This is a genomic window from Bradyrhizobium sp. USDA 4449 (genome assembly GCF_054056275.1).
The window spans coordinates 6,660,868-6,681,738 of record NZ_JBSRYD010000001.1 but is presented as its reverse complement, the minus strand read 5'-3'; the positions used below and the strand labels follow the sequence as shown (position 1 = coordinate 6,681,738).

Here is a 20,871-nt window from a genome sequence, read left to right as displayed (position 1 = left end):
GAAATGAGGATGATTCTGGCGGTTGCCGCGGTGCTCTATTCAGCCTCCGCGTTTGCGCAAACCGACACGCCACCGATGGTGGGGGACAAGCCGCTGGTGCAGGTCAAGCCCAAAGGGACCAAGGCCGGCACCAAGGAAGCAGCAGCCAAACCGGCTGTCGCTGCGCCAAAAGGCAAGCCGCAGTCGATCGCGCTGCGCCTCCAGGCCTGCCTTGATACCGACGACGGCACCAAGGACCGTCTCAATTGCTATGACGCGGTGCTTCCGCCGACGCCGAAGCCCAAGCCGCCGAAGGCCAAAGGTGTCTCCGACTGCCGCTTCCTCAAGGAAGAGGACGAGCGGCTGGCCTGCTTCAACGGCTTTGCCGAGAGCATTCCGAAACTGCCCAAGAGCTGAAACGGCTCGACCGCCCAAGAGTTGGAAGTGAGAGCTGAGTGGCCGGTCGTTGGCGCTCAGCTAGCGGCTCGATGTCGGTGATGCGGTGGCTGCGACGCGCGTCAGTGCGAGTGCCGGCGTTGCCGACATCTTCACCAGCACGTCCTTGAGCGGATATTGCGTCCAGGCGCGATTGACGTAGTCACGGTGGGTGATGCCGTCGCCGGTCTCGACGAACACGACGCTGCCGGGGCGCAGCGGTGCATCCATGTCCTCGGAAACGCCGATGCCCTTCTGCCTGAGCGTGCTCATCAGCTCGTGGTCGCGCCGCGCGGTGTAGTGGGTATAGGAGCTGACGAAGAAGCCAGAGCGGTGGCTCTCGATCCAGGATGCGAACTTGTCCATTTCGCCGTAGATCGCATCGAGCAGCACGACGCCGCGGACGCGATCGCTGATGCCGCCGACCTCGAGGCTCCATGCGGTCGGCAGGAAGCCGCCGCTATAGCCCACGATCACGATCGGCATGGTGGCGAAGGCACGCGCGCTGTTGGGATCGCCGGTCAGCTGCGCGAGGTGATTGGCCGATTCATCTATGAAGCGCTTGAGGCCGCCAGGCTGCCAGAACTTTCCGGCGCTGGAATCGGCGGCATCGACGGCCATCTGCGGCGCGAGCAGCACGGCGTTGGCGCCTGATGCGGTGATCTGCTGCGGCACCAGCTGCCGGTCGCGCACGTCGCGCTCGAGCGTCGCGCCATTGCCGTGGAAGAACACCACGATCACGCCAGGCTTGCGCACGTCGAAATGTTCGGGGACGTGCACCAGCACGCGGCTGTCATTGTAGGTCTCGTCCTGCCAGAAGACGCGCCCGGAATAGCTGCGGTGCCCGCGGCGGTCCCCCCTGGAGATGTTGAGGAAGGGCGCGTCGGAGGCGGGGTTGTTGCCGAAATAAGGGAAGGCCGACGATTTCATGCTGACAAGCGTTGTGAGGTCCTGGCGCGACGGACGCTGGTAAGGGACCTGCGGCGCAAGCGAGGCGACCTTGTAGGGCGCCTGTTCCGGGGGCTGCTGCTGCACGGCGCGCTTGGGCGAGAAGTCCGACATCTGCCGTTGCAGGAAACTCTCGCTCGCCGAAGGGAAGCGCTCCCTGAACTGCGAGGCTGGAAAGCGATCGTCGAACGTGTCGTCGCTTGCGACGTGTTGGTTGGAGACTTGCGGACTTGTCTTCGCAACCACCTGGACATTGGCTTGCGAACTCGCCGCCAGCGCAGCTGGATTGGGCGACTGGCCACATTGAACCAGCGTGAGCGACGACGGCACCAAGCCTGAGATCAGGGCGATCCGAAGTGCACGACGGCGCACGCCGGACGTCCTGGTCCGGTCAGCACGCATGTCTGCTTTCACTTTCGGAACGGCCCCGACCATCCACCCATGACCCCAAGCATGACCCAAGCCACGAACCATCGGCAATTATTAAGACAATTGAACCGACCCGCGTTTAGGCAACGTTAAGTGTCCGGAGAAACTTCCCCACATCCGGAGCGATCAAAAAGACCACGCAATCGTGTCGCGATTGTGGGGAGGCCGGACGCATTTCCGCTGAAGACCACGGGTTTATCGTCTGCAAAGCGGCATCGAAGGTGACCAATTACCTATCTTGGATCGCCTCATTTAACCCTTGTTAACCCTGCTTGAATTGACTGGACCAATCTGCACGAGGCGCGACGCCTGAGGCTCGAGGACCCCGATGACGGCATCAGATGCGGGAACCGCGCCCTGGAGCGGGCGGCTGACCGGAGGCGGTTCCGGGGTTTCCGTTCTGGTCGCGACCGCGATCGTCGTTGCCGACATGATCGGTGTCGGCGTGTTCACGAGCCTCGGCTTCCAGGTCAAGGACATTCCCTCGGGCTTCCCGATCGTGGCGTTGTGGACCGTGGGCGGCATTGTCGCGCTGTGCGGCGTGTTCTCCTACAGCGAGTTGGGGGCGATGTTTCCCCGCTCGAGCGGGGAATACAACTTCCTCGGCCGCGCCTATCATCCCGCTTTCGGCTTTCTCGCCGGATGGGTCTCGGCGACGGTCGGCTTCGCGGCGCCGGTGGCGCTGGCCGCCATGGCCTTCGGCGAATACGCCAAGTCGGTCATTCCCGATCTGCCGCCGATCCCGCTCGCGATTGGCGTGGTGTGGCTGGTCTCGATCGTGCAGTTGACCGGCGTCAGGCAATCGTCGACCTTTCAGTTGATCTCGACCATCCTCAAGGTCGTGCTGATCGTCGCTTTCCTCGCAGCCGGCTTCGTCATCGGCACGCCGCAGCCGATCTCGTTTGCGCCGCAAGCGGGCGATCTCGCCCATGTCGTGAGTGCGCCGTTCGCGATCGGGCTCGTCTTCGTGATGTACTCGTTCTCGGGCTGGAATGCCGCGACCTACATCATCGGCGAAATGAACACGCCGCAGCAGAGCCTGCCGCGCGCGTTGCTCGCGGGCACGCTGATCGTGCTGGTGCTGTATGTCGCGCTCAACGCGGTGTTCCTCTATTCGACCCCGATCAGCGCGCTGGCCGGCCAGCTCGATGTCGCGAGCGTCGCCGGCAGCGCCATCTTCGGACCTCTTGGCGGCCGGATCGTCGGTGCGATGATCTGTGTCGGGCTGATTTCCTCGATCAGTGCGATGATGTGGATCGGCCCGCGCGTGATGATGACGATGGGGGAGGACATCCCGGCGCTGGGCGTGTTCTCGAAGCGGTCGGTGAGCGGCGCGCCGGCTTACGCCATCCTGTTTCAGCTTGCGGTTGCCAATCTCCTGCTGTTCACGCGCAGCTTCGAGGCGGTGCTCGACTTCATCCAGTTCGCGCTGCTGTTCTGCTCGTTCTTCACGGTGGCGGGCGTCATCAAGCTGCGCATCACCGATCCCGATTTGCCAAGGCCGTATCGCGCCTGGGGATACCCGTTCACACCGCTCATTTTCCTGCTCGTGACCGCGTCCATGATGTACTACCTGTTGACCGAGCGGCCCGTGCAGTCGCTGTCGGGGATGCTCGTCATGCTCGCGGGCCTGTTCATTTATGCTGTTTTCCGCAGGCGGCCGGTCGCCGCTGCCACGTCACACCATCGCGAATAGACATGCTTCGACCCATGAGAATTGCGGCCGTCGGTCTCGCCCTTATGGCTGCGGCCATCTCGTCCGTGCGCGCGGCCGAGGTTACTTTCGACGATACCGCGCGCATCCTCGCAGGCATGCAGCCTTCGGCGGACTCGCCGCTGGTGGCGCTCACCAGGGATCCGGCCTGGCAGCACCACGCAAAATTCTTCGACGGCGCCTTCGCCCAGCTCGAGCAGCGGCAGCTATCGAAGATCCGGAGCTGGTCGGACGTCAATCTGGCCGCGCCGCGGCCGACCATGTTCTATTTTTTCAGCGGCCCGGATTTCCTTTACGCCAATGCCTTCTATTCCAAGGCCAGTACCTACGTGCTCGGTGCGCTGGAGCCGGTTGGCGCGGTACCCGATCTGACGAAGCTGTCGCGCGGCTCGGTTGACGCCGCGCTTTACAATGTCGAGCGTTCGCTCGGCTCGATCCTGAGTTTCTCCTTCTTCATCACCAAGCAGATGAAGGTCGACCTGCACAGCAACCAGGTCAACGGCACCTTGCCGATCCTCTACGTCTTCCTGGCGCGCTCCGGCAAAACGATCCGCAATGTCGAGATGGTCGCGCTCGATGACAAGGGCGGGGTGCATACCGGCAACGACAATCCGGGGCCGAACGCCACGCGGGGCGTCCGCATCACCTTCGCAGGTCCCGACGGCGAGTCGCGAACGCTGTATTATTTCTCGACCGATCTTTCCAATTCCGGCGCGCGTGCCGCCGGCTTCCTGAAATTCTGCGACGCGCTCGGGCCGGGCAACAGCCTGCTCAAGAGCGCGTCGTATCTCCTGCACGCGGGCAATTTCAGCGTTGCCCGCGACTGGCTGCTCGCCAACAGTGCGACCATCATCCAGGACGATTCCGGCATTCCGCTCGCCAATTACAATTCGCGGCAATGGCGTTTCTTCCCGTTCGGCCGCTATCTGGGGCCGATCAACGAATTCCCTGGTCGCTATCAGGATCGTTATGCCGAACTGTTCACGCGCGCTCAGCCGATCGATTTCGGCGTCGGTTATCGCTGGCGAATGCACGAGTCGAATCTGCTGCTGTCGGTGAAAATTCCGGGGAGTGAAGCACCTCCTGCGGAGACGGCCTCGTCCACCGAACCGGCGCCCAGGCCCGCGCGGCCCAGGCGACTGCGTCCGCCCGAGCCGATCCCGCCGCCGCCCGGACGTTTCTTCTGGTTCCGCTAATTTAGCTACCAGTGCACGCTCTGGCTCGGCACGATGAACGCCGTCGTGCTTGGCGGTGTGGCAAGGCTTGAGGCCAGATACCATCCGGAGCCGACGACGAGAACCAGCAGCGCGATGATCGCGAGCATGTCGATCGTCCTGGGATCGTGATCTCTCGGATTAAAACCGAGATGTGCACCAGGCCTGAAGTGAAAATGAGGGCTGATTTTCCAGCGCATTGTTGTTTCCTCCCGCGGGAGCATCACAACAACGCGAGGAGCGGAGTTCCTGTTCCGCTCGGGGCAGCGATGCGCAAAGCACCGCAGCAACCCTAACTAGTCGGCGTTGACGCCGCGCCAGCGCGCATAGCGCCACGGAAGGTACCAGCGCGCGCCCTGCGGTGCGGCAAGTGGCACGTTGTCGATGCCCGAGGTGCCGAACGGGTTGCAGCGCAACAGGCGCGCGAGCGTCATCCAGCCGCCGGCCCAAAGTCCGAACCGTTCGATCGCCTCATCGGCATACACGGAGCACGTTGGCAGATGGCGGCAATTGTAGCCGACCAGCGGTGACAGCGTGTGCCGGTAAAGCCAGATCAACGCGCGACCGAATCTGCGCGGCAGTCGCAGTGCGTCGGCCAGATGAGCGGAACATTGCTCGCAGGTTGAGTGCTTCATAGGCGCTGTGCCGAGATCCTGTGCGAGGTGCTGCACGGTTCCGGCGCAGGGAACAGCAAGCTGTTGTTTTCGCGCCATATTTTGCATGCTTTTTGGGAGCAGTGCAGCAAGTCTCTGTGGACGAGCTGTATTCCCCCGGATACCATTTTTAGGACAGTCATGAAAACATACGACTGTATGATCGACTCATCGAGCGCGAAGCGGGGATAATCGCGCCAATGGGCTTGGGGAAGGGATCATTTTGAAACTTCTGAAGTCGCTCAATCTTCGCGGCTGGTTGCTGGTTGGAACCGCCGCCTGTGGTGTCGTGCTGGCAAGCGCCGCCGCGACGTTCGGTTCCTCGGCCAGCGCCGGCGCCTCGCTCGAAGAGCGCAAGCTGCCGATGAAGTTCGGCTGGGTTGCCTGCGAGCCCAATTGCCGGGGCTGGGTTAGCGCGGTGGGCATCATCACCGCAGATACGCCGAAGGATTTCGACGACTTTGCCCGCGGGCGCCAGCTCGGCGGTGCGACGGTTGTCCTCGACTCCAGCGGCGGTTCCGTCAACGACGCGATCACGCTTGGGCGGCGCTTCCGCAATCTCGGCCTTCTCACCACCGTCGGCATCACGCAGCAGAAGAGTGGGCAGGGCGCCCGTCCCGCGGTCGGCTCGGAAGCCTATTGCGAATCCATGTGCGTGTTCCTGCTGCTGGCCGGCAAGAAGCGCTATGTGCCTGATGCGGCCCATGTCCGCGTCCATCAGATCTGGATGGGGGACCGCGCCGACGACGCCAAGGCAGCGAGCTACAGCGCGCAGGATTTGATGATCGTGGAACGCGATATCGGCCGGCTCGCCAAATACACCTTCGACATGGGCGGAGCGGGAGACCTGTTGTCGCTGGCGCTCAACGTGCCGCCGTGGGAAGATCTGCACGAGCTCGACACTGCTGAGTTGAAGCTGACCAATCTCGTGACGACGGACCTCGTGACTGACGTGTTGCCGCACGTGGATGTCACAGCGCCTGCGATTGCCGAGCTTGCGCCGAAGACGCAGGCGAGGTTCGGCGGAGAGCCGCAGCCGGCAAAGTCCACCCAAACGGCGGAAGCCATGGTCCCGACCGGCGGGGTGGCGGCACCACCTGCGGCGCCGCAGAAGTAAGAGCTTCAGCCTCGCTTTAGTCCTGCGCAGGGGCCGGCTGCTTCGGCTTGGCCTCGATCTGACCGATCGCATCCACCACGGCATCGAAGGTCAGGAGCGTCGAGGCGTGGCGCGCCTTGTAGTCGCGGACCGGCTCGAGGAACTTGATGTCTTCCCATTTGCCTTGAGGAGGCGCACCATTCTCCTTCAGCATCTTGCGAACGGTTTCGCGTAACTCACGGAGTTCGCTCGCAGTCGAGCCGACCACATGACTTGCCATGATGGATGAAGAGGCCTGGCCGAGCGCGCAGGCCTTTACGTCGTGTGCGAAATCGGTGACGGTGTCGCCCTCCATTTTGAGGTCGATCTTCACCGTCGAACCGCACAGCTTGGAGTGGGCGGTGGCGGTGGCATCGGCGTCGGCCAACCGTCCCAGGCGCGGAATATTGCCGGCCAGCTCAATGATCCGCTTGTTATAGATGTCGTTCAGCATGTGATCGCGCCCAGCACTTACCTGTCGGATCGGCCTTGGCGAGGGCCGTCCAGGGTCTTATATAGGTCGGAACTGGCGGAAAAACAGTCCGGCGGTGCGTCGGTGGGTGATCCAGATCCGCGCTGCCGGCGTGGGGATCCCTTTCGCCAAACACTGTTCTCTTCAGGCGCCCGGCGGTTGTCCGCCCCGTCTGCCGGTGACACTCCGGCCGTAAGGCCGTCGAACGGAGTAGACATGGACGCTGCAATCAAATCTATCCGCCCCGGCAAGCCCTCCGACCGGCAGCCCGAGAGCCGCCCGCCCGAGCTCGATCCGTCTGAGTTCCTCGCGGCCGCCGTCCGGGCCGACCAGCCGCGCCCCGCGCGTGCGGAGGCGGAAGCCGCCGTGAAGACGCTGCTCGCTTATATCGGCGAGAACACCGGGCGGGAGGGCCTGCTCGACACGCCGCGCCGCGTGGTCGAGGCTTTCGACGAGCTCTATCAGGGCTACCACCAGTGCCCGGCCGAGGTGCTCGATCGCACCTTCGGCGAGACTGCCGGCTATGATGACTTCGTGCTGGTCCGCGACATCGAATTCACGTCGCAATGCGAGCATCACATGATGCCGTTCTACGGCAAGGCGCACATCGCCTACACGCCGGTCGAACGTGTTGTCGGTCTGTCGAAGCTGGCGCGCCTGACCGACATCTTCGCCCGCCGGCTCCAGACCCAGGAGCATCTGACGGCGCAGATCGCAGCCGCGATCGACGAGATCCTGAAGCCGCGCGGCGTTGCCGTGCTGATCGAGGCCGAGCATACCTGCATGTCGGTACGCGGCGTCGCCAAGCACGGCGCCTCGACCTTCACCAGCCGCTACACCGGCATGTTCCGCGACAATCCCGCGGAGCAGGCCCGTTTCCTGTCCATGGTGCGAGGCATGCCGCGCTGACCTCGCGAACAACCGGCGAGATTTGTGGTGCCCGCCCACTCCCATGAGATCGAGGAAGGCCTCACCTTCCTTCCAAAGTTCGATTCCGGCGGCCTCGTGACCTGTGTGGCGACCGACGTCGTCACCGGGGACGTGCTCATGGTCGCCCACATGAACGACGAGGCGCTCCGCAAGACCATTGCAACCGGCGAAGCCTGGTACTTCAGCCGCTCACGCAACGCCTTGTGGCGAAAAGGTGAGACCTCGGGTCAGACCCAGCGCGTTGTCGAGATACGCACCGATTGCGACCAGGACGCGGTCTGGATTCGCGTCGAGCAGATCGGCGCGGCCTGCCACACCGGCCGCCGGTCCTGTTTCTATCGCAAGGTCGAGGCGGAGGGCGGCGGGTCGAAGCTCGTCTTCGTCGATGCGGACAGGCTGTTCGATCCGACCGCGGTCTACAAGAAATAGTTCGCATCTGCGGCGAGCCCCCGAAATGACGGCGGTCGTCGAGTTAACCCCGCATTAACCATAACTGTCCCACGGTGGGACCATCAGGCGTCCGAATTGCCGGCGCCGCTCATACGCCGCGCGGGCCGGTCACGCCATCATGTCGGTCGACAATTCCAGTGCCTCGCAGACGGCCGCAACCGAAGGTGCGCGGCGTGTTGCCGGCGCGATCAAGCAGGCCTCGAGCCAGACCGGCGTCAGCTTCGAATACATGCTGACCACCGCCAAGATGGAATCGGATTTCGATCCCTCGGCCAGCGCCACCACCTCGTCCGCCCACGGCCTTTATCAGTTCATCGACCAGACCTGGCTCGGCACGGTGAAAGAGGCAGGCACCCAGCTCGGTTATGGCAACTATTCCGACGCGATCACCAGGACGCCGTCAGGTGGTTACACCGTCGACGATCCCTTCATGAGGCGATCGATCATGAAGCTGCGTGATGATCCCGACGCCGCATCCAGCATGGCCGCGGCGCTGACGCAGTCCAACAGCTTCAAGCTCACCGGTCTGCTCGGCCGCAGGCCGTCCGACAGCGAACTCTACATGGCGCATTTCATGGGCGTCGCCGGTGCGGCGAAGCTGATCGCCAACGCGGAGGACAATCCGCAGGCTGTCGGTGCGCGGCTGTTTCCCAACGCCGCGTCCTCCAACCGGTCGATCTTCTACGCCAGGGATGGCCGCGCGCGCAGCGTCTCCGAAGTCTATTCGGTGCTGAATGCGCGCTACGTCAGCGCTGCCAATGGGAAGGCCACGCGCAGCGCCATGGCGATGTATGGCGATACGCCGTCGACAACGCAGGTCGCCGCCGCCAACGGCGTGCAGCCCACCGCGCCGGCGGTGGATAGCGCCGCCTATCTCCAGGCCTTGCCGGATGCACGTGGCGTGGCGGCTGTGAGCGCGACATCGTCCGCAACGGTCGCAGACAATACGCCGGCTGCGCCCGCATTCCGCTCGATCTATCAGCCCGGCGATGCGACCCAGCCGGTCTCGACGACGGTGCAAAAACTGTGGGGCAACAACGCCTCGCTCATGTCCGTTGCCTCGGCGACGCCCGAGGTGCGCCCGCCGCAACCGCTCGATCTCTTCAGCGATCGCAGCGGCACGTTCTCGAGCTAGCGCGTACCGCGCCGTTCGGCAGCTTCCAGCCCTTAACAAATCATCAATAAAACCAGCCAGTTATGGTGAACGCTTTGTTAAGCGTCGTGGTTTATTTTGTATTGCAGGTGACAAGCCGTCACCGCTTCGTTTTTCGTTGCGTAAGCCGGAAGCACCATGATTGTTCGGCAGTTCATTCATTGGATCAGGACCGCGCCAGCAGGTGAGCGGGCGGAGGCAACACGGGCATTGGCCCGGGCCTGGCTGATCTCTGACCTTTCCCACGACGATCGCGTCGCCGCCGAAGGGGCGCTGCTGATGCTGCTCGACGATCCCTCGCCGCTCGTGCGGCAGGCAATGGCCGAGGCTTTTGCGCGCAGCACCGATGCGCCGGCCTCGATCGTGCGGGCGTTGTCGGCGGACCAGCCGACCGTGGCGCTGCCCGTGCTCGAACATTCGCCGCTGCTGATCGATGCCGATCTCGTCGACATCGTCGCGACCGGTAACGACGACGTACAATGTGCGGTCGCCCGGCGCTTCGCGTTGCCGGTCTCGGTCTGCGCCGCCATCGCCGAAGTCGGCTGCGCGGCCGCCGCGCTGGAGCTGATCGAAAATCCCAACGCCGAGCTCGCACCGTTCTCCTGGAATCGCATCGTCGAGCGCCATGGCCATCTGGCGGCCATCCGCGAGGCGATGCTGGTGCTGGACGACATTCCGGCCGCCACGCGTGCCGCGCTGGTGGCAAAGCTCTCCGAGACGCTGGCGCAGTTCGTCGTGGCGCGGAACTGGCTGAGCGCCGACCGTGCCGAGCGCATGACATCAGAGGCGCGCGACCGCTCCACCATCAATATCGCGGCGCGCTCACGCGGCGACGATATGCAGGACCTCGTCAAACATCTGCGTATCACCGGCCAGCTCACCGCAGGCTTGATCCTGCGCGCGTTGCTGTCGAGCAATCTCGACCTGTTCGACGCCGCACTCGCCGAGCTCGCCCACCTGCCGCTCGCGCGTGTCTCCGCGCTGCTGCACGACCGCGGCGGCAACAGCCTGCACGCGCTGCTTCGCCGCGCCGGATTACCCGAGACGACGTTCGCAGCATTCCAGGTCGCGCTCGATGCCTGTCACGAGCAGGGCTTTGTCGACACCGACGATACGGCGGTCCGGCTGCGCCGGCGCATGGTCGAGCGCGTGCTCACCCATTGCGAGACCGATCGCGGCGCGACCGAGCCGCTGATGGTCCTGCTGCGCCGCTTCGCAACCGAGTCCGCGCGTGAAGAGGCGAGGCTGTTCTGCGACGAGCTGGTCGCGGATGACGCGATCGATCCCTTGTATGACGATCGGATTGCGGCGTAGCTCGAGCCGAACCTACAACCTCCGTCATTGCGAGCGCAGCGAAGCAATCCAGAATCTTTCCGCAGAAAGACTCTGGATTGCTTCGCGGCAATTGCTCCTCGCAATGACGGCAAGAGAGGGCAGTCGTTACTCCGTCGGCACGATGCTCGGCGCCATGATCACTTCGAGGTGCTCGGGGCGGTCGCGGTTGACGTCGGCGAGGTAATCGTCGGCGACCTTGCGCAGGCGACGGCTGAGCTCGGCGGAGACGCTGATGCTGTCGAGCTTGGTGTTTTCGTGCACGATGGCGAGGATCGCGGTGATGTGGTGCGTGAACAGCTCGGCAGGCACCTTCTCGATGTCAGGCGCGTGCTCGATGACGCGGCACAGGCTCTCGGCCACACCCGCCGCAGCCGGAAAGCCGAACGTGGCGGCGTCGCCCTTGATGTCGTGTGCGGCGTGAAACAGCTCGTCGCGCCGTGCCTTGGTGAAGCCGTCGTTGCGGATCGCGACATAGGCTGCCGAGAGCCGGTTGACCTCGGTCGCCATCCAGTCCTTGAACTGGCCGGCAAGGCCCGCCAGCGCCTGTTCGGCGCGGCCGACCGGATCGTCCATGTCTTTCGCTTCGACCCGGCGCAAAACTCGACGCAGCGGGTTGGGTTGCGTGATGACATGGTGCGTGGCGAAGGCCCTGACGTCGATGTCTTTCGCGCTGTTCTTCGCCATGATGCCTGCCTCGTCGTTGGAGACGTTGCGCTAGATGGAAGAGCGGGCCTTGTCGAGCAGAGAGGGCTGCTGCAGCACCTCGTGCTTTTCACCGACGCGGCGCTCCGGGCCCATATACGCGGAGTTGGTGTTGCGGCGCCGGTCCGGGCCGAAATAGGTCTTGGTCTTGATGAAGGGCCGGGGACTGGCGACGACGTTGAGGATACGTTGATAGAGGCCCTTGGCCGAGATCGGCTTGGCCAGGAATTCGGTGACACCGGCATCGCGCGCGACGGTGACGCGGCGCTTCTCGGAGTGACCCGTCAGCATGATGATCGGTGCGTAGGGGTTGCCCTTGGATTCCGGCTGCCGGATCATCTGGGCGAGTTCGAGCCCGTCGAAGATCGGCATCGCCCAGTCGGTGATGACGATGTCGGGCACGTAATGGCTGTACATTTCCAGCGCGGTGGCCCCGTCCTCGGCTTCGTAGACTTCGCGCGCGCCGAACGAATGCAGCAGCGTCCGCAGGATGCGGCGCATGTGCGGATTGTCGTCGCAGACGAGAAAGCGCAGCTTGTTGAAGTCGATGCGAAACATGACGCCCGGGCCAAAGCGGTCAACCTTCGTTAACCATATCGTGCCGAGGGTTAACGAAGCGTTGCACCGGGCCTTCGGCAAGGTGCCGGCCGACGGTTCAGGCGCCGAATTGCTCGCGCAGGATTCGCTCTTCCAGGCTGTGGCCTGGATCGAACAGCATCCGCATCGCAATCGTCCGGTCGGCAAGCACCTCGACGCGGCGGACATCGCGCACCTCGTCGTGGTCGGCGACCGCGGCCACCGGGCGCTTGTCGCCTTCCAGCACCTCGATCACGACGTAGGCCGTGTTGGGCAGCAGCGCGCCGCGCCAGCGCCGCGGGCGGAAAGCGCTGATCGGCGTCAGCGCCAGCAATGCGGCGTTGATCGGCAAGATCGGGCCCTGCGCAGACAGATTGTACGCTGTCGAGCCGGCCGGCGTCGCCACCATGATGCCGTCGGCGATCAGCTCGGCCATGCGTTCGCGCTCGTCGATCAGGATACGCAGGCGCGCCGCCTGGTAGGTCTGCCGGAACAGCGCGACCTCGTTGATGGCATGATGCAGATGAACGCGACCTTCGACGTCGGTCGCGCGCATCAGCAGCGGATTGATCTCGGATTCATGCGCAGCTTCGAGCCGGGCGCGCAGGTCGACCGTCGAGTATTCGTTCATGAGGAAGCCGACCGTGCCGCGGTGCATGCCGTAGATCGGCTTTCCCGTATGCATGTGCTGGTGCAGCGTCTGCAGCATCAATCCGTCCCCGCCGAGCGCCACCACGACGTCGGCTTCGTTCGGGGCGCAATTGCCATATTGCTTGGTGAGCTGGCCGAAGGCGGCCTGTGCTTCGCTGCCCGGGCTGGCGACGAAGGCGATCCGGTCGTATCGCGATGGCTTGGTCATGGCTTCCAGCAGGTGTCGCAGGCTCGAGAAAATTCCGCCGAGGTCGTCTATACGACCTTGGCCTGCATTGTCGAGGATCACGGCCCGACAAAGCAAACACTGATGTCGTGGAGGCGGCATGGTTCAGGACAAAAGCCGGGCCCAAGGACACGGGACGCCCGTCCAGGGCCTTCGATCCCCCAAACCGTCGTAATTGGCGGCTAAATCGGCGGCTGACGCGCCGCGAGCGGGGCAAGGGAGAACAGGCATGGCCATGAGGTTGAGACTGGTGCTGGCGCTGTCGCTTTTCGCGCTCGCAGGCCCAGCGCGCGCCGACGATCCGCCGCAGTCGCACAGCGAGGCGGCGGCGAACGCGGGACAAAAGGGCGGGCGCGCCGGCAGCGGACAGAATGCGACGCAGGTTTCGGCTTCCGATCGTCGTCTCCCCGGGGATTCGACGACCAAGCAGACCCTCAATCTGCCCGGTCGAACGCTCAACTTCGCCGCGACCGCTGGCTCAATCCGGGTGTTCGACGACAAGGGCGATCCGCTGGCCGACATCGCCACCACGTCTTACGAACTCGAAGGCGCCGATCGCGGCACGCGCCCGGTGACGTTCCTGTTCAACGGCGGGCCCGGCGCCTCGTCGGCGTGGCTTCAGTTCGGCGCTGTCGGGCCGTGGCGGCTGCCGCTGGATGGCGAGGGGCTGGCGCCATCGGCGTCGCCTGAGGTGAAGCCGAACGCGGAGACCTGGCTCGACTTCACCGACCTCGTTTTCATCGATCCCGTCGGCACCGGTTACAGCCGCGTCCTGGCGAGCGGCGAGGATGCGCGAAAACGGTTCTATTCGGTCGATGGTGACGTCAATTCAATCGCGCTCGTGATCCGCCGCTGGCTTGAGAAGCACGACCGGCTGACCTCGCCGAAATACGTTGCCGGCGAGAGCTATGGCGGCATTCGCGGGCCAAAGGTCGTGCGCCAGCTGCAGCTTCAGCATGGCGTCGGCGTCAGGGGATTGATCCTGGTGTCGCCATTGCTTGACTTCCGCGAGTTCACGGGGACGAGCCTCCTGCAATATGTCGCGACACTGCCGAGCTATGTGGCGGTGGCGCGCGAAGCCAAGGAACCGGTCAAGCGCGCGGATCTCGCCGATGTGGAGGCTTATGCGCGCGGCGAATTTTTAGCCGATCTCGTCAAGGGCGAAGCGGACAGGGATGCGACCAATCGCCTGGCCGACAGGGTCGCCGAGCTCACCGGCATCGACAAGGCGGTGAGCCGCAGGCTCGCCGGCCGCTTCGACGTCGGCGAATTCCGCCGCGAACTCGACCGCAAGAACGGCATGGTAACCGGACGCTACGATGCTTCGGTGCGCGGTCTCGATCCCTATCCGGATTCGAGTAGCTCGCGCTTCGGCGATCCGTCGGGCGATGCGTTGCAGGCGCCCCTGACGAGCGCGGCGGTCGATGTTCTGACGCGAAAACTCAACTGGCGGCCCGATGGCTCCTATGAGGTTCTCAACGGCTCCGTCGAGCACAACTGGGATTTCGGCGGCGGCATCAACCCGCCGCAATCGCTGTCGGAGCTGCGCCAGATCCTGGCGACCGACACGAAGCTGAACGTGCTGGTCGCTCACGGGCTATTTGATCTCGCCACGCCCTATTTCGGCACCCAGCGAGCGCTCGACCAACTGCCGGCGTTCGCGACGTCGCGCGTGAAGTTCGTCGTCTATCCCGGCGGTCACATGTTCTATTCGCGCGACGGCTCGCGGCAGGCGTTTCGCAGCGAGGTCGAGGCGTTGATCAGGGAGTAGGGCGTTTCCTGCGTGATCGATAGCGGCGCGCCATCTCGCGCGCCACGACGCTGGCTGGCTTGATGTTGGCGCCGGCAAGCCAGACATCGCTGACCTTGCCGCGCTTGTCGCGGACGCGGCGCACCGGTTCGCCATGGCTGGAATAGCCGGCGGCCCAGGCGAGCTTGCCGGTGTCGCGGCCTGTGACTTCGATTTCGCCGGCATCCATGAAGGGATTGTTGAACTGCGGATTGGCGACCAGCACGCGGTTTCCCGCGGGCACGAGATCAGTCGCGCCCCAGATCGTCCACCAGCGACCGGTCCAGTTGCGGACGCGGCTGTCAGGTGCGCCGCGGGTCTTGAACACGCGCAGGATCTGCATCGCGCCGTCCATCCAGAACGGTGCCGCGCCGTCGATGGAATTGCTGAAAATGCTGATTGATAGCTCGCATTCGGGAATCGAGCAGGTCCGCGAGATGTAGCCCTGGAAGCCGCCGCCATGGCCGAACCAGTCCCAGCCGTCGGTCTTTCCGGCGTTGACGCCGAGACCGTAATAGGCCTCGAAGCTCTGCGGGATGCGCCAATGGTTGCGCGTCATCTCGCGGCGGCTCGCGACCGACAGCACGCTCTTTCTGGCATTAGGCGCGAGCTGTGCGAAGAACCGTGCAGTGTCCGCCGCCGTGGCAACGAAGCCCGCGGCCGACGCCATTGCGTGGGCAGGATTATCGCCTGGGATCACGCAGCGTTCGCCCATCGGCAGCTTGCGCGTATGCCCGCGTGCAAACAATGCCTCCTTGGGAAGCGGGGCGCTCGGCTCTGTCTCGCGCAGGCCTGCAGGTACGATGATCTCGCGCTTGATCCAGGCAGCGTAGGGCTCCGCCGTGATCGCTTCAATGACGAGGCCCATCAGGCCAAAGCCGTGGTTGGAATATTTGAAGCGCGTGCCCGGCTCGATCGCGGTCGGCAGCTTCAACTCGGCGAGCAGCTCTTCGGCGTTGAGATAGGGACGGCTGTCGACGAACTGGCCGGAATCGGCGCCGTCGCGGGTCAGCCCGGCACTATGCGAGAGCACTTGCGCAATCGTCGTCTCGGCGATGCGTGGATGCAGGCCGCCGACATATTGGCCGACGGAATCGTCGAGCCTTAGCTTGCGCTGCTCGCGCAGCTTCATGATGCCGGCTGACGTAAAACTCTTAGAATGCGAGGCGATGCGGAAGCGGTGGCGCGGGGTGAGCTTCTCGCCGGTGTCGAGGTTGGCAAGCCCGAAGGCATGTTCGGCGACGACCTCGCCGCGATGGACGAATGCGACCATGACGCCGGGTTGCTCGAACGTGGTTTGCTGGAATTCAATCCAGGAGCCGATGTAGTCGATCGCGGATCGCAGCCAATTGTCCATTGCGCTACCGGTTGGCGAGGGGGATCGGTGAGCAAGGCTAGCCGAGAAAGCAGAACGGGCACAACCGTTAAGGTTGTGCCCGTTGGCGCCATGCCAAGATCCGGTTGTCTCAGTAGACCAGCGTCGCGCCGGTCGGCTTGTCGAGCGCAGCGGCGAGCGAGCGATACTCGGAGCTGTCGGTGCCGGCGAGCGAGGCGATCTTGTTCAGGTGGTACTGCGCCTGCTCGCGGTTGCCCTGCTCGAGCTGCCAGAGGCCGTAATACTGCCAGGTGCGAACGTGGTTCGGATCGTCCTTCAGCGCGATCTCGTAATAGATCTTCGACGACTGGTAGTCGCCGAGCTTGCGATACGAGTAGCCGATCAGGTTGGCAACGTCAGCGACGTCGTCGCGGTTGAGCGACTTCAGCTGGCCGATCGCGCTGGCATAGTCGTTCTTGTCGTAGATCGTGGTGTAGGCGGTGCGATAAGCCGCCAGGAATTTGGGATCGTTGACGGAGGAGCTCTTCTTCTTGCCCTTCTTGGTCGAGGTGTCCGACTTCGGTGGCGAGGAGGGCTCGTCACTCCCCGCGGCATAGGCGCTGGTCAGGGCCGGCCCGGCCGCCAAGCTCATGGCGACAAGTCCCGGCACAAGAAGCGTTGAGAGTTTGCGCATAAAAGTTCTCCCGTATGGAACGTGGCGATCCTACACGATTGCCCAAAGACCGGAACACCCGGCCGGCAAAAACATTCCCGGCCGTCCCCCGGCCGAATTCCCGGCAAAGATAACAAACTTGTCATCCAGATGAACGGAAGCTGGCCGTGCGCTTCAGAGCGGGTTCAGCACGCGCCATCTAGGCTCTCCTCCATGATCGAAGAGTTGGCGAGAGGGCGCCGCCTCAAGATCCTTCAAGAGGAGACCACCATGTTGAAGACCATTTCCGCAGCCTTGCTCGCAGCTTCCGTCATCGCAGCCCCGGCCTTCGCCGCTGAAGCCGGCAAGACCACGACGACAGCGCCGGTGATCAAGGCGGACCAGACCCAGAGCAAGGTCTCGACCACAGCCGTCAAGCCCGACGCGAAGACCGCCGACATCAAGTCGGGTGCAAAGGCCGATGTGAAGGCTGATGCCAAGCTCGATACCAAGACCAAGGCGATGAACGCGAACGCCGCCGTTACGCCCGACGAGCACAAGATGGTGCGGACGCATCGCCATCACCACAAGCATCTGTCAGTCAAGAAGTCGCTGAAGACGCAGTCGGGTCTCACCAAGCCGGTGACCACCGAGAAGCGCAGCTAACCACTGGTCCTGGCGAGACGGCATCCCTGGCATTGCCCCGTCGTCTCGCCTGGAGTTCAGGCCCGGCCCGTTCGTCATGCCTGGCGCGAAAGCGCGAGGAGCTGGCGGCGGGCCGGTGCGCTGTCTGCAGGCTGGCGGAAGCGAATTCCCTTTGCGCAACCTCGAGGCTAGAACATATTCTGAAGCGGGTGGCCGGAGAGTTTGATTCTTGGGGCGATTGGCGAAACGCGCGGCGATCCTGGTGCTGCCTTTGGCGCTCACCGCCTGTTTCGGCAGTGATGGCGACCGGCCGTCCCTGATGGAGGGGACCCAGGCTGGAGGGCCTCAGCCGTTTCCCGACAATTTTCGTGGCGATGCGCTGGCCCTGATGCGCAGCTATCTCAACAATCCCGTCGGTGTGCGCGACGCCAGCATGGCCGATCCGGTGCTGCGGGAAGTCGGTGGCCGGCAGTTCTATGTCAGCTGCCTGCACTTCACGCCCCGCGAGACCGACGGCAGCTACAAGACGATGCGCGAGCGCGCCATCATCTACGTCAATGGCCGGGCCGATCGCGTCATCGAGCGCGCAAGCGAGCTCTGCGCCGGTGCGGTTTACGCGCCCTTTCCGGAACTGGAAAAGATGACGCGATAGTGCAAAGCCCACCTTCATCGGGTGGTGCTAGAACAGCAGCCGCCGGAGCCGCTGCATCACATTTTGGCGAGCTTTGAACGGGCCGCTTTTGCCTCGCGACGAATTGTTGCCGCAAGACCCGCGCGGACGAAAATATCTGTCTGCGGTGGGGCGTGACGGAACAAAATCGCGATGTTGCCGCTCCGTCACAGTCACGAACGATCAACGTTCCGGCATCGCCGCGAAGCAACCCAATTCACGCCACGTTGTTTCCCGAGTGTCGTAAATGAAAGAACGGGGATAGCCATGAAGACGATTTTGCTCGGTGCAGCAGCTCTGCTCGCGCTGGCCGGACCGGCGGCCGCAGCCGACATGCAGCCGCGCACCTACACCAAGGCTCCGGCCTACACGCCGCCGCAGGTGATCTACAACTGGACCGGCTTCTACATCGGCGGCCATGTCGGCGGCGCCTTCGCCGGCGACACCACCTTCCGATCCAGCGACGCCCGCTTCATGGGCGGCGTGCAGGGCGGCTTCGATTATCAGTTCGCGCCCAATTGGGTCCTGGGTATCGAGGCCCAGTATTCCTGGCTGCCGACCAACAACAACGGTGTCACGTTCCCGCTGGGCACGCAGGTGACCTCCAACACCGACCAGCTCGGCTCGGTGACCGGGCGCATCGGCTACACCTGGGGTCCGACGCTGCTCTACGCCAAGGGCGGCTACGCCTGGCGCAATGGCGGCCTCGGCGTCAATATCGCCGGCGTCCCGCAGACCTTCACCGCCACCGGCAACAGCAAGGACGGCTACACCGTCGGCGCCGGCCTCGAATACATGTTCGCGCCGAACTGGTCGGCCAAGGCCGAATACCAGTATTATAATTTCGGCAGCACCACCTTCACGTCGGGTCCGGCCGACATCGTCGGCGTCCGCGGTCGGGACGACGAGCATACCGTCAAGGTCGGTGTGAACTACCGTTTCGGCTGGGGCGGTCCGGCGGCCTCGCGCTACTGAGCCGACCGGACGAGCACGACAACGATTGAAAGGCCGGCTTCCCGCCGGCCTTTCGTTTGGCCGGGTTGTTTGGATTATGTGAACCATCTGGCGCGTCATTTGCAAGCAAACAGTCCGGCACGCGCTTTCTCACTGGTGTCACGGGGATCGAGTAAAGCAAAAATAATTTTTGCGGCTTACGGAACTCGCGCTCTGGAAAGCGTTATTACTGAATTGCCGGCTGGTGGGACAACGAACATGCGTATGTTGGCGTCGGTGGTGGTGGTCTCATGCATGATCGCCGTGCCGTGTTCTGCCCAAACAATCCTCAAATCCGAGCCGCTGATGTTGGCACCTTACGAGGTCGCCTTCGTGAAGGACGCCTCCTGTGCGCCCGGCAAGGTGCTGAAGGTGACCGGGGCGATCCGCGGGCTGCACCGCCGCAAGGCCTGTGTCGCGATCGCGGGTGAGCAGGCCTCTCTGGCGATCGCGCCTCTGCCAGACCTTACGAATTGAGCTGAAGCTCCATGCCGGATTCCCGGTCAGCGTCCGCCTTGTTCTGGGCGGGGTCCTCGCCTTGGGCGGCCCGGCAGGATTTGATCTCGTAGTCGTTGTCGAGCACCCTTCGCGGACCCGGCCGCTCATCGTCGGTGCCGATGTCCACGACCAGGCCGCTGCGTTGCGCGAGCTTCCAGACGTCGCATTCATCCGGATAGGCTTTGCTGATCTGGCTGTCATTGCAGAACAGGGCGTAGGGCATGATCTCCGCTCCGGAAAGCGCGTTAACGGCTTCATGGGTCGAGCGGTTCCGGTTCGATCACGGGGCCGTGATGGGGCCGGTGATGCGGTTCAGTTTCAGCCGGGCCCTGAGTCCTTAACGAGTCCTGAATCCGGAGAAAAAGAAACTTTGGGACTCATTTGGCGGAATCAGCGGATGTTTCCGCCCATGACGACCGACCTGAAAACCTGCTGCGGGCACATGCTCCTGCCACTGACGCTGGGACTATTCAGCGCCTGCGCGGCCAATCTCTGGCTGGTTTGGTCTTGGCTGTAAGGTCTTGGCTGTAAGGTCTTGGCTGTAAGGTCTTGGCTCTAAGCTCTTTGGGCCGCGAGGCGGCAGCCTCACTTGTCGGCTTCCGGACGGAGAGAAGGGTCGTTGATCGCGGCGCGGACCCTGCTTAGGGTCGCCGCACAATATTCCTCCCGCTCGCGCTCGAAGCGCTCCTGATGCTGTCTGAAGCTGGCGATACGTGCCTGCATCTCGCTGCGGAAATCGCCACCGAGCCGGGGCGGAGGTACAGGATAGGGCTGCGGCGCTGCTTCGGCCTCTTGCGGCTTGACCGTGGCGGTGGCCGGCTCGACGGAGACGAACTTCGCCGCCAGGACCGGCGCAGCCGGAGCGTCATCCCGCTGACGGAGATCGTCCTTCTTGCCGGACACCGATTGCACGAAGGCCAGTGTTTGCGCGATCAGTGCGTCGCGCTCCCTGATCCACTTCATGATCCACCACCCTGTTGGCACTATTTCACCAAAGCCGGGGCCGCGAATCAAGCACGGTGCGCGCCAGGGGGGTTGCATATTTTTCCCGGACGTCTGACATTGCACCGATGGACACCACGGCCGACCCGTCAAACGAAGCGCAGGGCCTGCGGCTCGTGCGCGCCTTTCTGTCACTCCCGCCGGAGAAGCGGGCGCGGGTGATCGCCTTCGTCGAGGATCTGGTGCGCGCTCAAGCCCGGACCGATGACGGCCACGAGGTCTCCCGGGATCGCTAGCGCGGGCGCGAATTGCCGTTTGCGGATGCCGGAACGCCTTGAAAGTAGGCTCAAGCTTACGCCAGGCTT

The 20,871-nt window shown here is 63.8% G+C and carries 25 protein-coding genes; 14 read left to right on the top strand and 11 right to left on the bottom strand.

The features are described from left to right. Positions 1-3: 3 nt before the first annotated feature. Entirely contained in the window at positions 4-396 is a 393-nt protein-coding gene (locus tag ACVIIW_RS31500; protein ID WP_456704262.1) for a hypothetical protein, read from the top strand. Between the two features lie 60 nt (positions 397-456). Here ACVIIW_RS31500 and ACVIIW_RS31495 read toward each other — a convergent pair whose 3' ends face one another. Next, entirely contained in the window at positions 457-1,764 is a 1,308-nt protein-coding gene (locus tag ACVIIW_RS31495; protein WP_456704261.1) for an alpha/beta hydrolase, read from the bottom strand. 355 nt (positions 1,765-2,119) lie between these two features. Here ACVIIW_RS31495 and ACVIIW_RS31490 point away from each other — a divergent pair, with 355 nt between their 5' ends. Further along, positions 2,120-3,487: an APC family permease gene (locus tag ACVIIW_RS31490; protein WP_456704260.1), complete on the top strand. Its 1,368-nt coding sequence runs from the start codon at positions 2,120-2,122 to the stop codon at positions 3,485-3,487. A 2-nt stretch (positions 3,488-3,489) separates the two neighbouring features. Then, positions 3,490-4,701, top strand: coding sequence for a hypothetical protein (locus ACVIIW_RS31485; RefSeq protein ID WP_456704259.1), 1,212 nt, complete (start codon positions 3,490-3,492; stop codon positions 4,699-4,701). A 5-nt stretch (positions 4,702-4,706) separates the two neighbouring features. Here ACVIIW_RS31485 and ACVIIW_RS31480 read toward each other — a convergent pair whose 3' ends face one another. Next, the gene (locus ACVIIW_RS31480) at positions 4,707-4,919 is read right to left on the bottom strand and encodes a hypothetical protein (RefSeq protein WP_456704258.1); all 213 of its coding nucleotides are present in this window, start codon (positions 4,917-4,919) and stop codon (positions 4,707-4,709) included. 96 nt (positions 4,920-5,015) lie between these two features. After that, positions 5,016-5,354, bottom strand: coding sequence for a membrane protein insertion efficiency factor YidD (gene yidD / locus ACVIIW_RS31475; RefSeq protein ID WP_456704257.1), 339 nt, complete (start codon positions 5,352-5,354; stop codon positions 5,016-5,018). A gap of 241 nt (positions 5,355-5,595) precedes the next feature. Between yidD and ACVIIW_RS31470 the strand changes: the two genes are divergently transcribed. Next, positions 5,596-6,489: a hypothetical protein gene (locus ACVIIW_RS31470; RefSeq protein WP_456704256.1), complete on the top strand. Its 894-nt coding sequence runs from the start codon at positions 5,596-5,598 to the stop codon at positions 6,487-6,489. Positions 6,490-6,505: 16 nt separating this feature from the next. On the opposite strand, the gene ACVIIW_RS31465 is transcribed toward ACVIIW_RS31470, so the two are convergent. After that, positions 6,506-6,961, bottom strand: coding sequence for an iron-sulfur cluster assembly scaffold protein (locus ACVIIW_RS31465; protein WP_456704255.1), 456 nt, complete (start codon positions 6,959-6,961; stop codon positions 6,506-6,508). Positions 6,962-7,195: 234 nt separating this feature from the next. On the opposite strand from ACVIIW_RS31465, the gene folE reads away from it, so the two are divergent. The 4 genes from folE to ACVIIW_RS31445 all read left to right on the top strand — a co-directional run bounded on the left by folE (position 7,196) and on the right by ACVIIW_RS31445 (position 10,826). After that, positions 7,196-7,888 carry a GTP cyclohydrolase I FolE gene (gene folE, locus ACVIIW_RS31460; RefSeq protein WP_456704254.1) on the top strand — a complete coding sequence of 231 codons (693 nt, stop codon included), beginning with the start codon at positions 7,196-7,198 and terminating at the stop codon, positions 7,886-7,888. 27 nt (positions 7,889-7,915) lie between these two features. Then, positions 7,916-8,338 (top strand): phosphoribosyl-AMP cyclohydrolase, encoded by a 423-nt coding sequence (gene hisI, locus ACVIIW_RS31455; protein WP_456704253.1) that lies wholly within the window; start codon positions 7,916-7,918, stop codon positions 8,336-8,338. 139 nt (positions 8,339-8,477) lie between these two features. Further along, positions 8,478-9,494, top strand: coding sequence for a lytic transglycosylase domain-containing protein (locus tag ACVIIW_RS31450; protein ID WP_456704252.1), 1,017 nt, complete (start codon positions 8,478-8,480; stop codon positions 9,492-9,494). Between the two features lie 156 nt (positions 9,495-9,650). Next, on the top strand, positions 9,651-10,826 hold the full coding sequence (locus ACVIIW_RS31445) for a DUF2336 domain-containing protein (protein WP_456704251.1): 1,176 nt from the start codon (positions 9,651-9,653) through the stop codon (positions 10,824-10,826). Positions 10,827-10,952: 126 nt separating this feature from the next. Here ACVIIW_RS31445 and ACVIIW_RS31440 read toward each other — a convergent pair whose 3' ends face one another. The 3 genes from ACVIIW_RS31440 to ACVIIW_RS31430 all read right to left on the bottom strand — a co-directional run bounded on the left by ACVIIW_RS31440 (position 10,953) and on the right by ACVIIW_RS31430 (position 12,984). Next, positions 10,953-11,531, bottom strand: a complete 579-nt coding sequence (locus ACVIIW_RS31440) for an Hpt domain-containing protein (RefSeq protein ID WP_456704250.1) — start codon at positions 11,529-11,531, stop codon at positions 10,953-10,955. Positions 11,532-11,561: 30 nt separating this feature from the next. Then, positions 11,562-12,107: a response regulator gene (locus ACVIIW_RS31435; RefSeq protein ID WP_008133731.1), complete on the bottom strand. Its 546-nt coding sequence runs from the start codon at positions 12,105-12,107 to the stop codon at positions 11,562-11,564. A gap of 97 nt (positions 12,108-12,204) precedes the next feature. After that, the gene (locus ACVIIW_RS31430; protein ID WP_456704249.1) at positions 12,205-12,984 is read right to left on the bottom strand and encodes an NAD kinase; all 780 of its coding nucleotides are present in this window, start codon (positions 12,982-12,984) and stop codon (positions 12,205-12,207) included. 247 nt (positions 12,985-13,231) lie between these two features. On the opposite strand from ACVIIW_RS31430, the gene ACVIIW_RS31425 reads away from it, so the two are divergent. Continuing rightward, complete coding sequence (locus tag ACVIIW_RS31425) at positions 13,232-14,773, top strand: S10 family peptidase (protein ID WP_456704248.1); 1,542 nt, start codon at positions 13,232-13,234, stop codon at positions 14,771-14,773. Here ACVIIW_RS31425 and ACVIIW_RS31420 read toward each other — a convergent pair. Together ACVIIW_RS31420 and ACVIIW_RS31415 are read right to left on the bottom strand one after the other, a co-directional pair. Beyond that, complete coding sequence (locus ACVIIW_RS31420; protein ID WP_456704247.1) at positions 14,763-16,148, bottom strand: serine hydrolase domain-containing protein; 1,386 nt, start codon at positions 16,146-16,148, stop codon at positions 14,763-14,765. The two genes, ACVIIW_RS31425 and ACVIIW_RS31420, sit on opposite strands and share 11 nt — an antisense overlap. 109 nt (positions 16,149-16,257) lie before the next feature. Further along, a complete protein-coding gene (locus ACVIIW_RS31415) occupies positions 16,258-16,800 on the bottom strand; it encodes a tetratricopeptide repeat protein (RefSeq protein ID WP_456704246.1) in 543 nt (180 codons plus the stop codon). 249 nt (positions 16,801-17,049) lie between these two features. Here ACVIIW_RS31415 and ACVIIW_RS31410 point away from each other — a divergent pair, with 249 nt between their 5' ends. The 4 genes from ACVIIW_RS31410 (at position 17,050) to ACVIIW_RS31395 (ending at position 19,543) form a co-directional block, all read left to right on the top strand. After that, on the top strand, positions 17,050-17,424 hold the full coding sequence (locus ACVIIW_RS31410) for a His-rich protein BRANT (RefSeq protein ID WP_456704245.1): 375 nt from the start codon (positions 17,050-17,052) through the stop codon (positions 17,422-17,424). Between the two features lie 208 nt (positions 17,425-17,632). After that, a complete protein-coding gene (locus tag ACVIIW_RS31405) occupies positions 17,633-18,055 on the top strand; it encodes a hypothetical protein (RefSeq protein ID WP_456704244.1) in 423 nt (140 codons plus the stop codon). 285 nt (positions 18,056-18,340) lie between these two features. Beyond that, positions 18,341-19,048 (top strand): outer membrane protein, encoded by a 708-nt coding sequence (locus tag ACVIIW_RS31400; protein WP_456704243.1) that lies wholly within the window; start codon positions 18,341-18,343, stop codon positions 19,046-19,048. 237 nt (positions 19,049-19,285) lie between these two features. Next, positions 19,286-19,543, top strand: a complete 258-nt coding sequence (locus ACVIIW_RS31395; RefSeq protein WP_456704242.1) for a hypothetical protein — start codon at positions 19,286-19,288, stop codon at positions 19,541-19,543. Here the strand turns inward: ACVIIW_RS31395 and ACVIIW_RS31390 are convergent. Then, positions 19,533-19,787, bottom strand: a complete 255-nt coding sequence (locus ACVIIW_RS31390) for a hypothetical protein (protein ID WP_456704241.1) — start codon at positions 19,785-19,787, stop codon at positions 19,533-19,535. The two genes, ACVIIW_RS31395 and ACVIIW_RS31390, sit on opposite strands and share 11 nt — an antisense overlap. Before the next feature lie 362 nt (positions 19,788-20,149). Continuing rightward, positions 20,150-20,527 (bottom strand): hypothetical protein, encoded by a 378-nt coding sequence (locus ACVIIW_RS31385; protein WP_456704240.1) that lies wholly within the window; start codon positions 20,525-20,527, stop codon positions 20,150-20,152. Between the two features lie 107 nt (positions 20,528-20,634). On the opposite strand from ACVIIW_RS31385, the gene ACVIIW_RS31380 reads away from it, so the two are divergent. Then, positions 20,635-20,802 (top strand): hypothetical protein, encoded by a 168-nt coding sequence (locus tag ACVIIW_RS31380; RefSeq protein WP_456704239.1) that lies wholly within the window; start codon positions 20,635-20,637, stop codon positions 20,800-20,802. Positions 20,803-20,871: the final 69 nt, after the last annotated feature.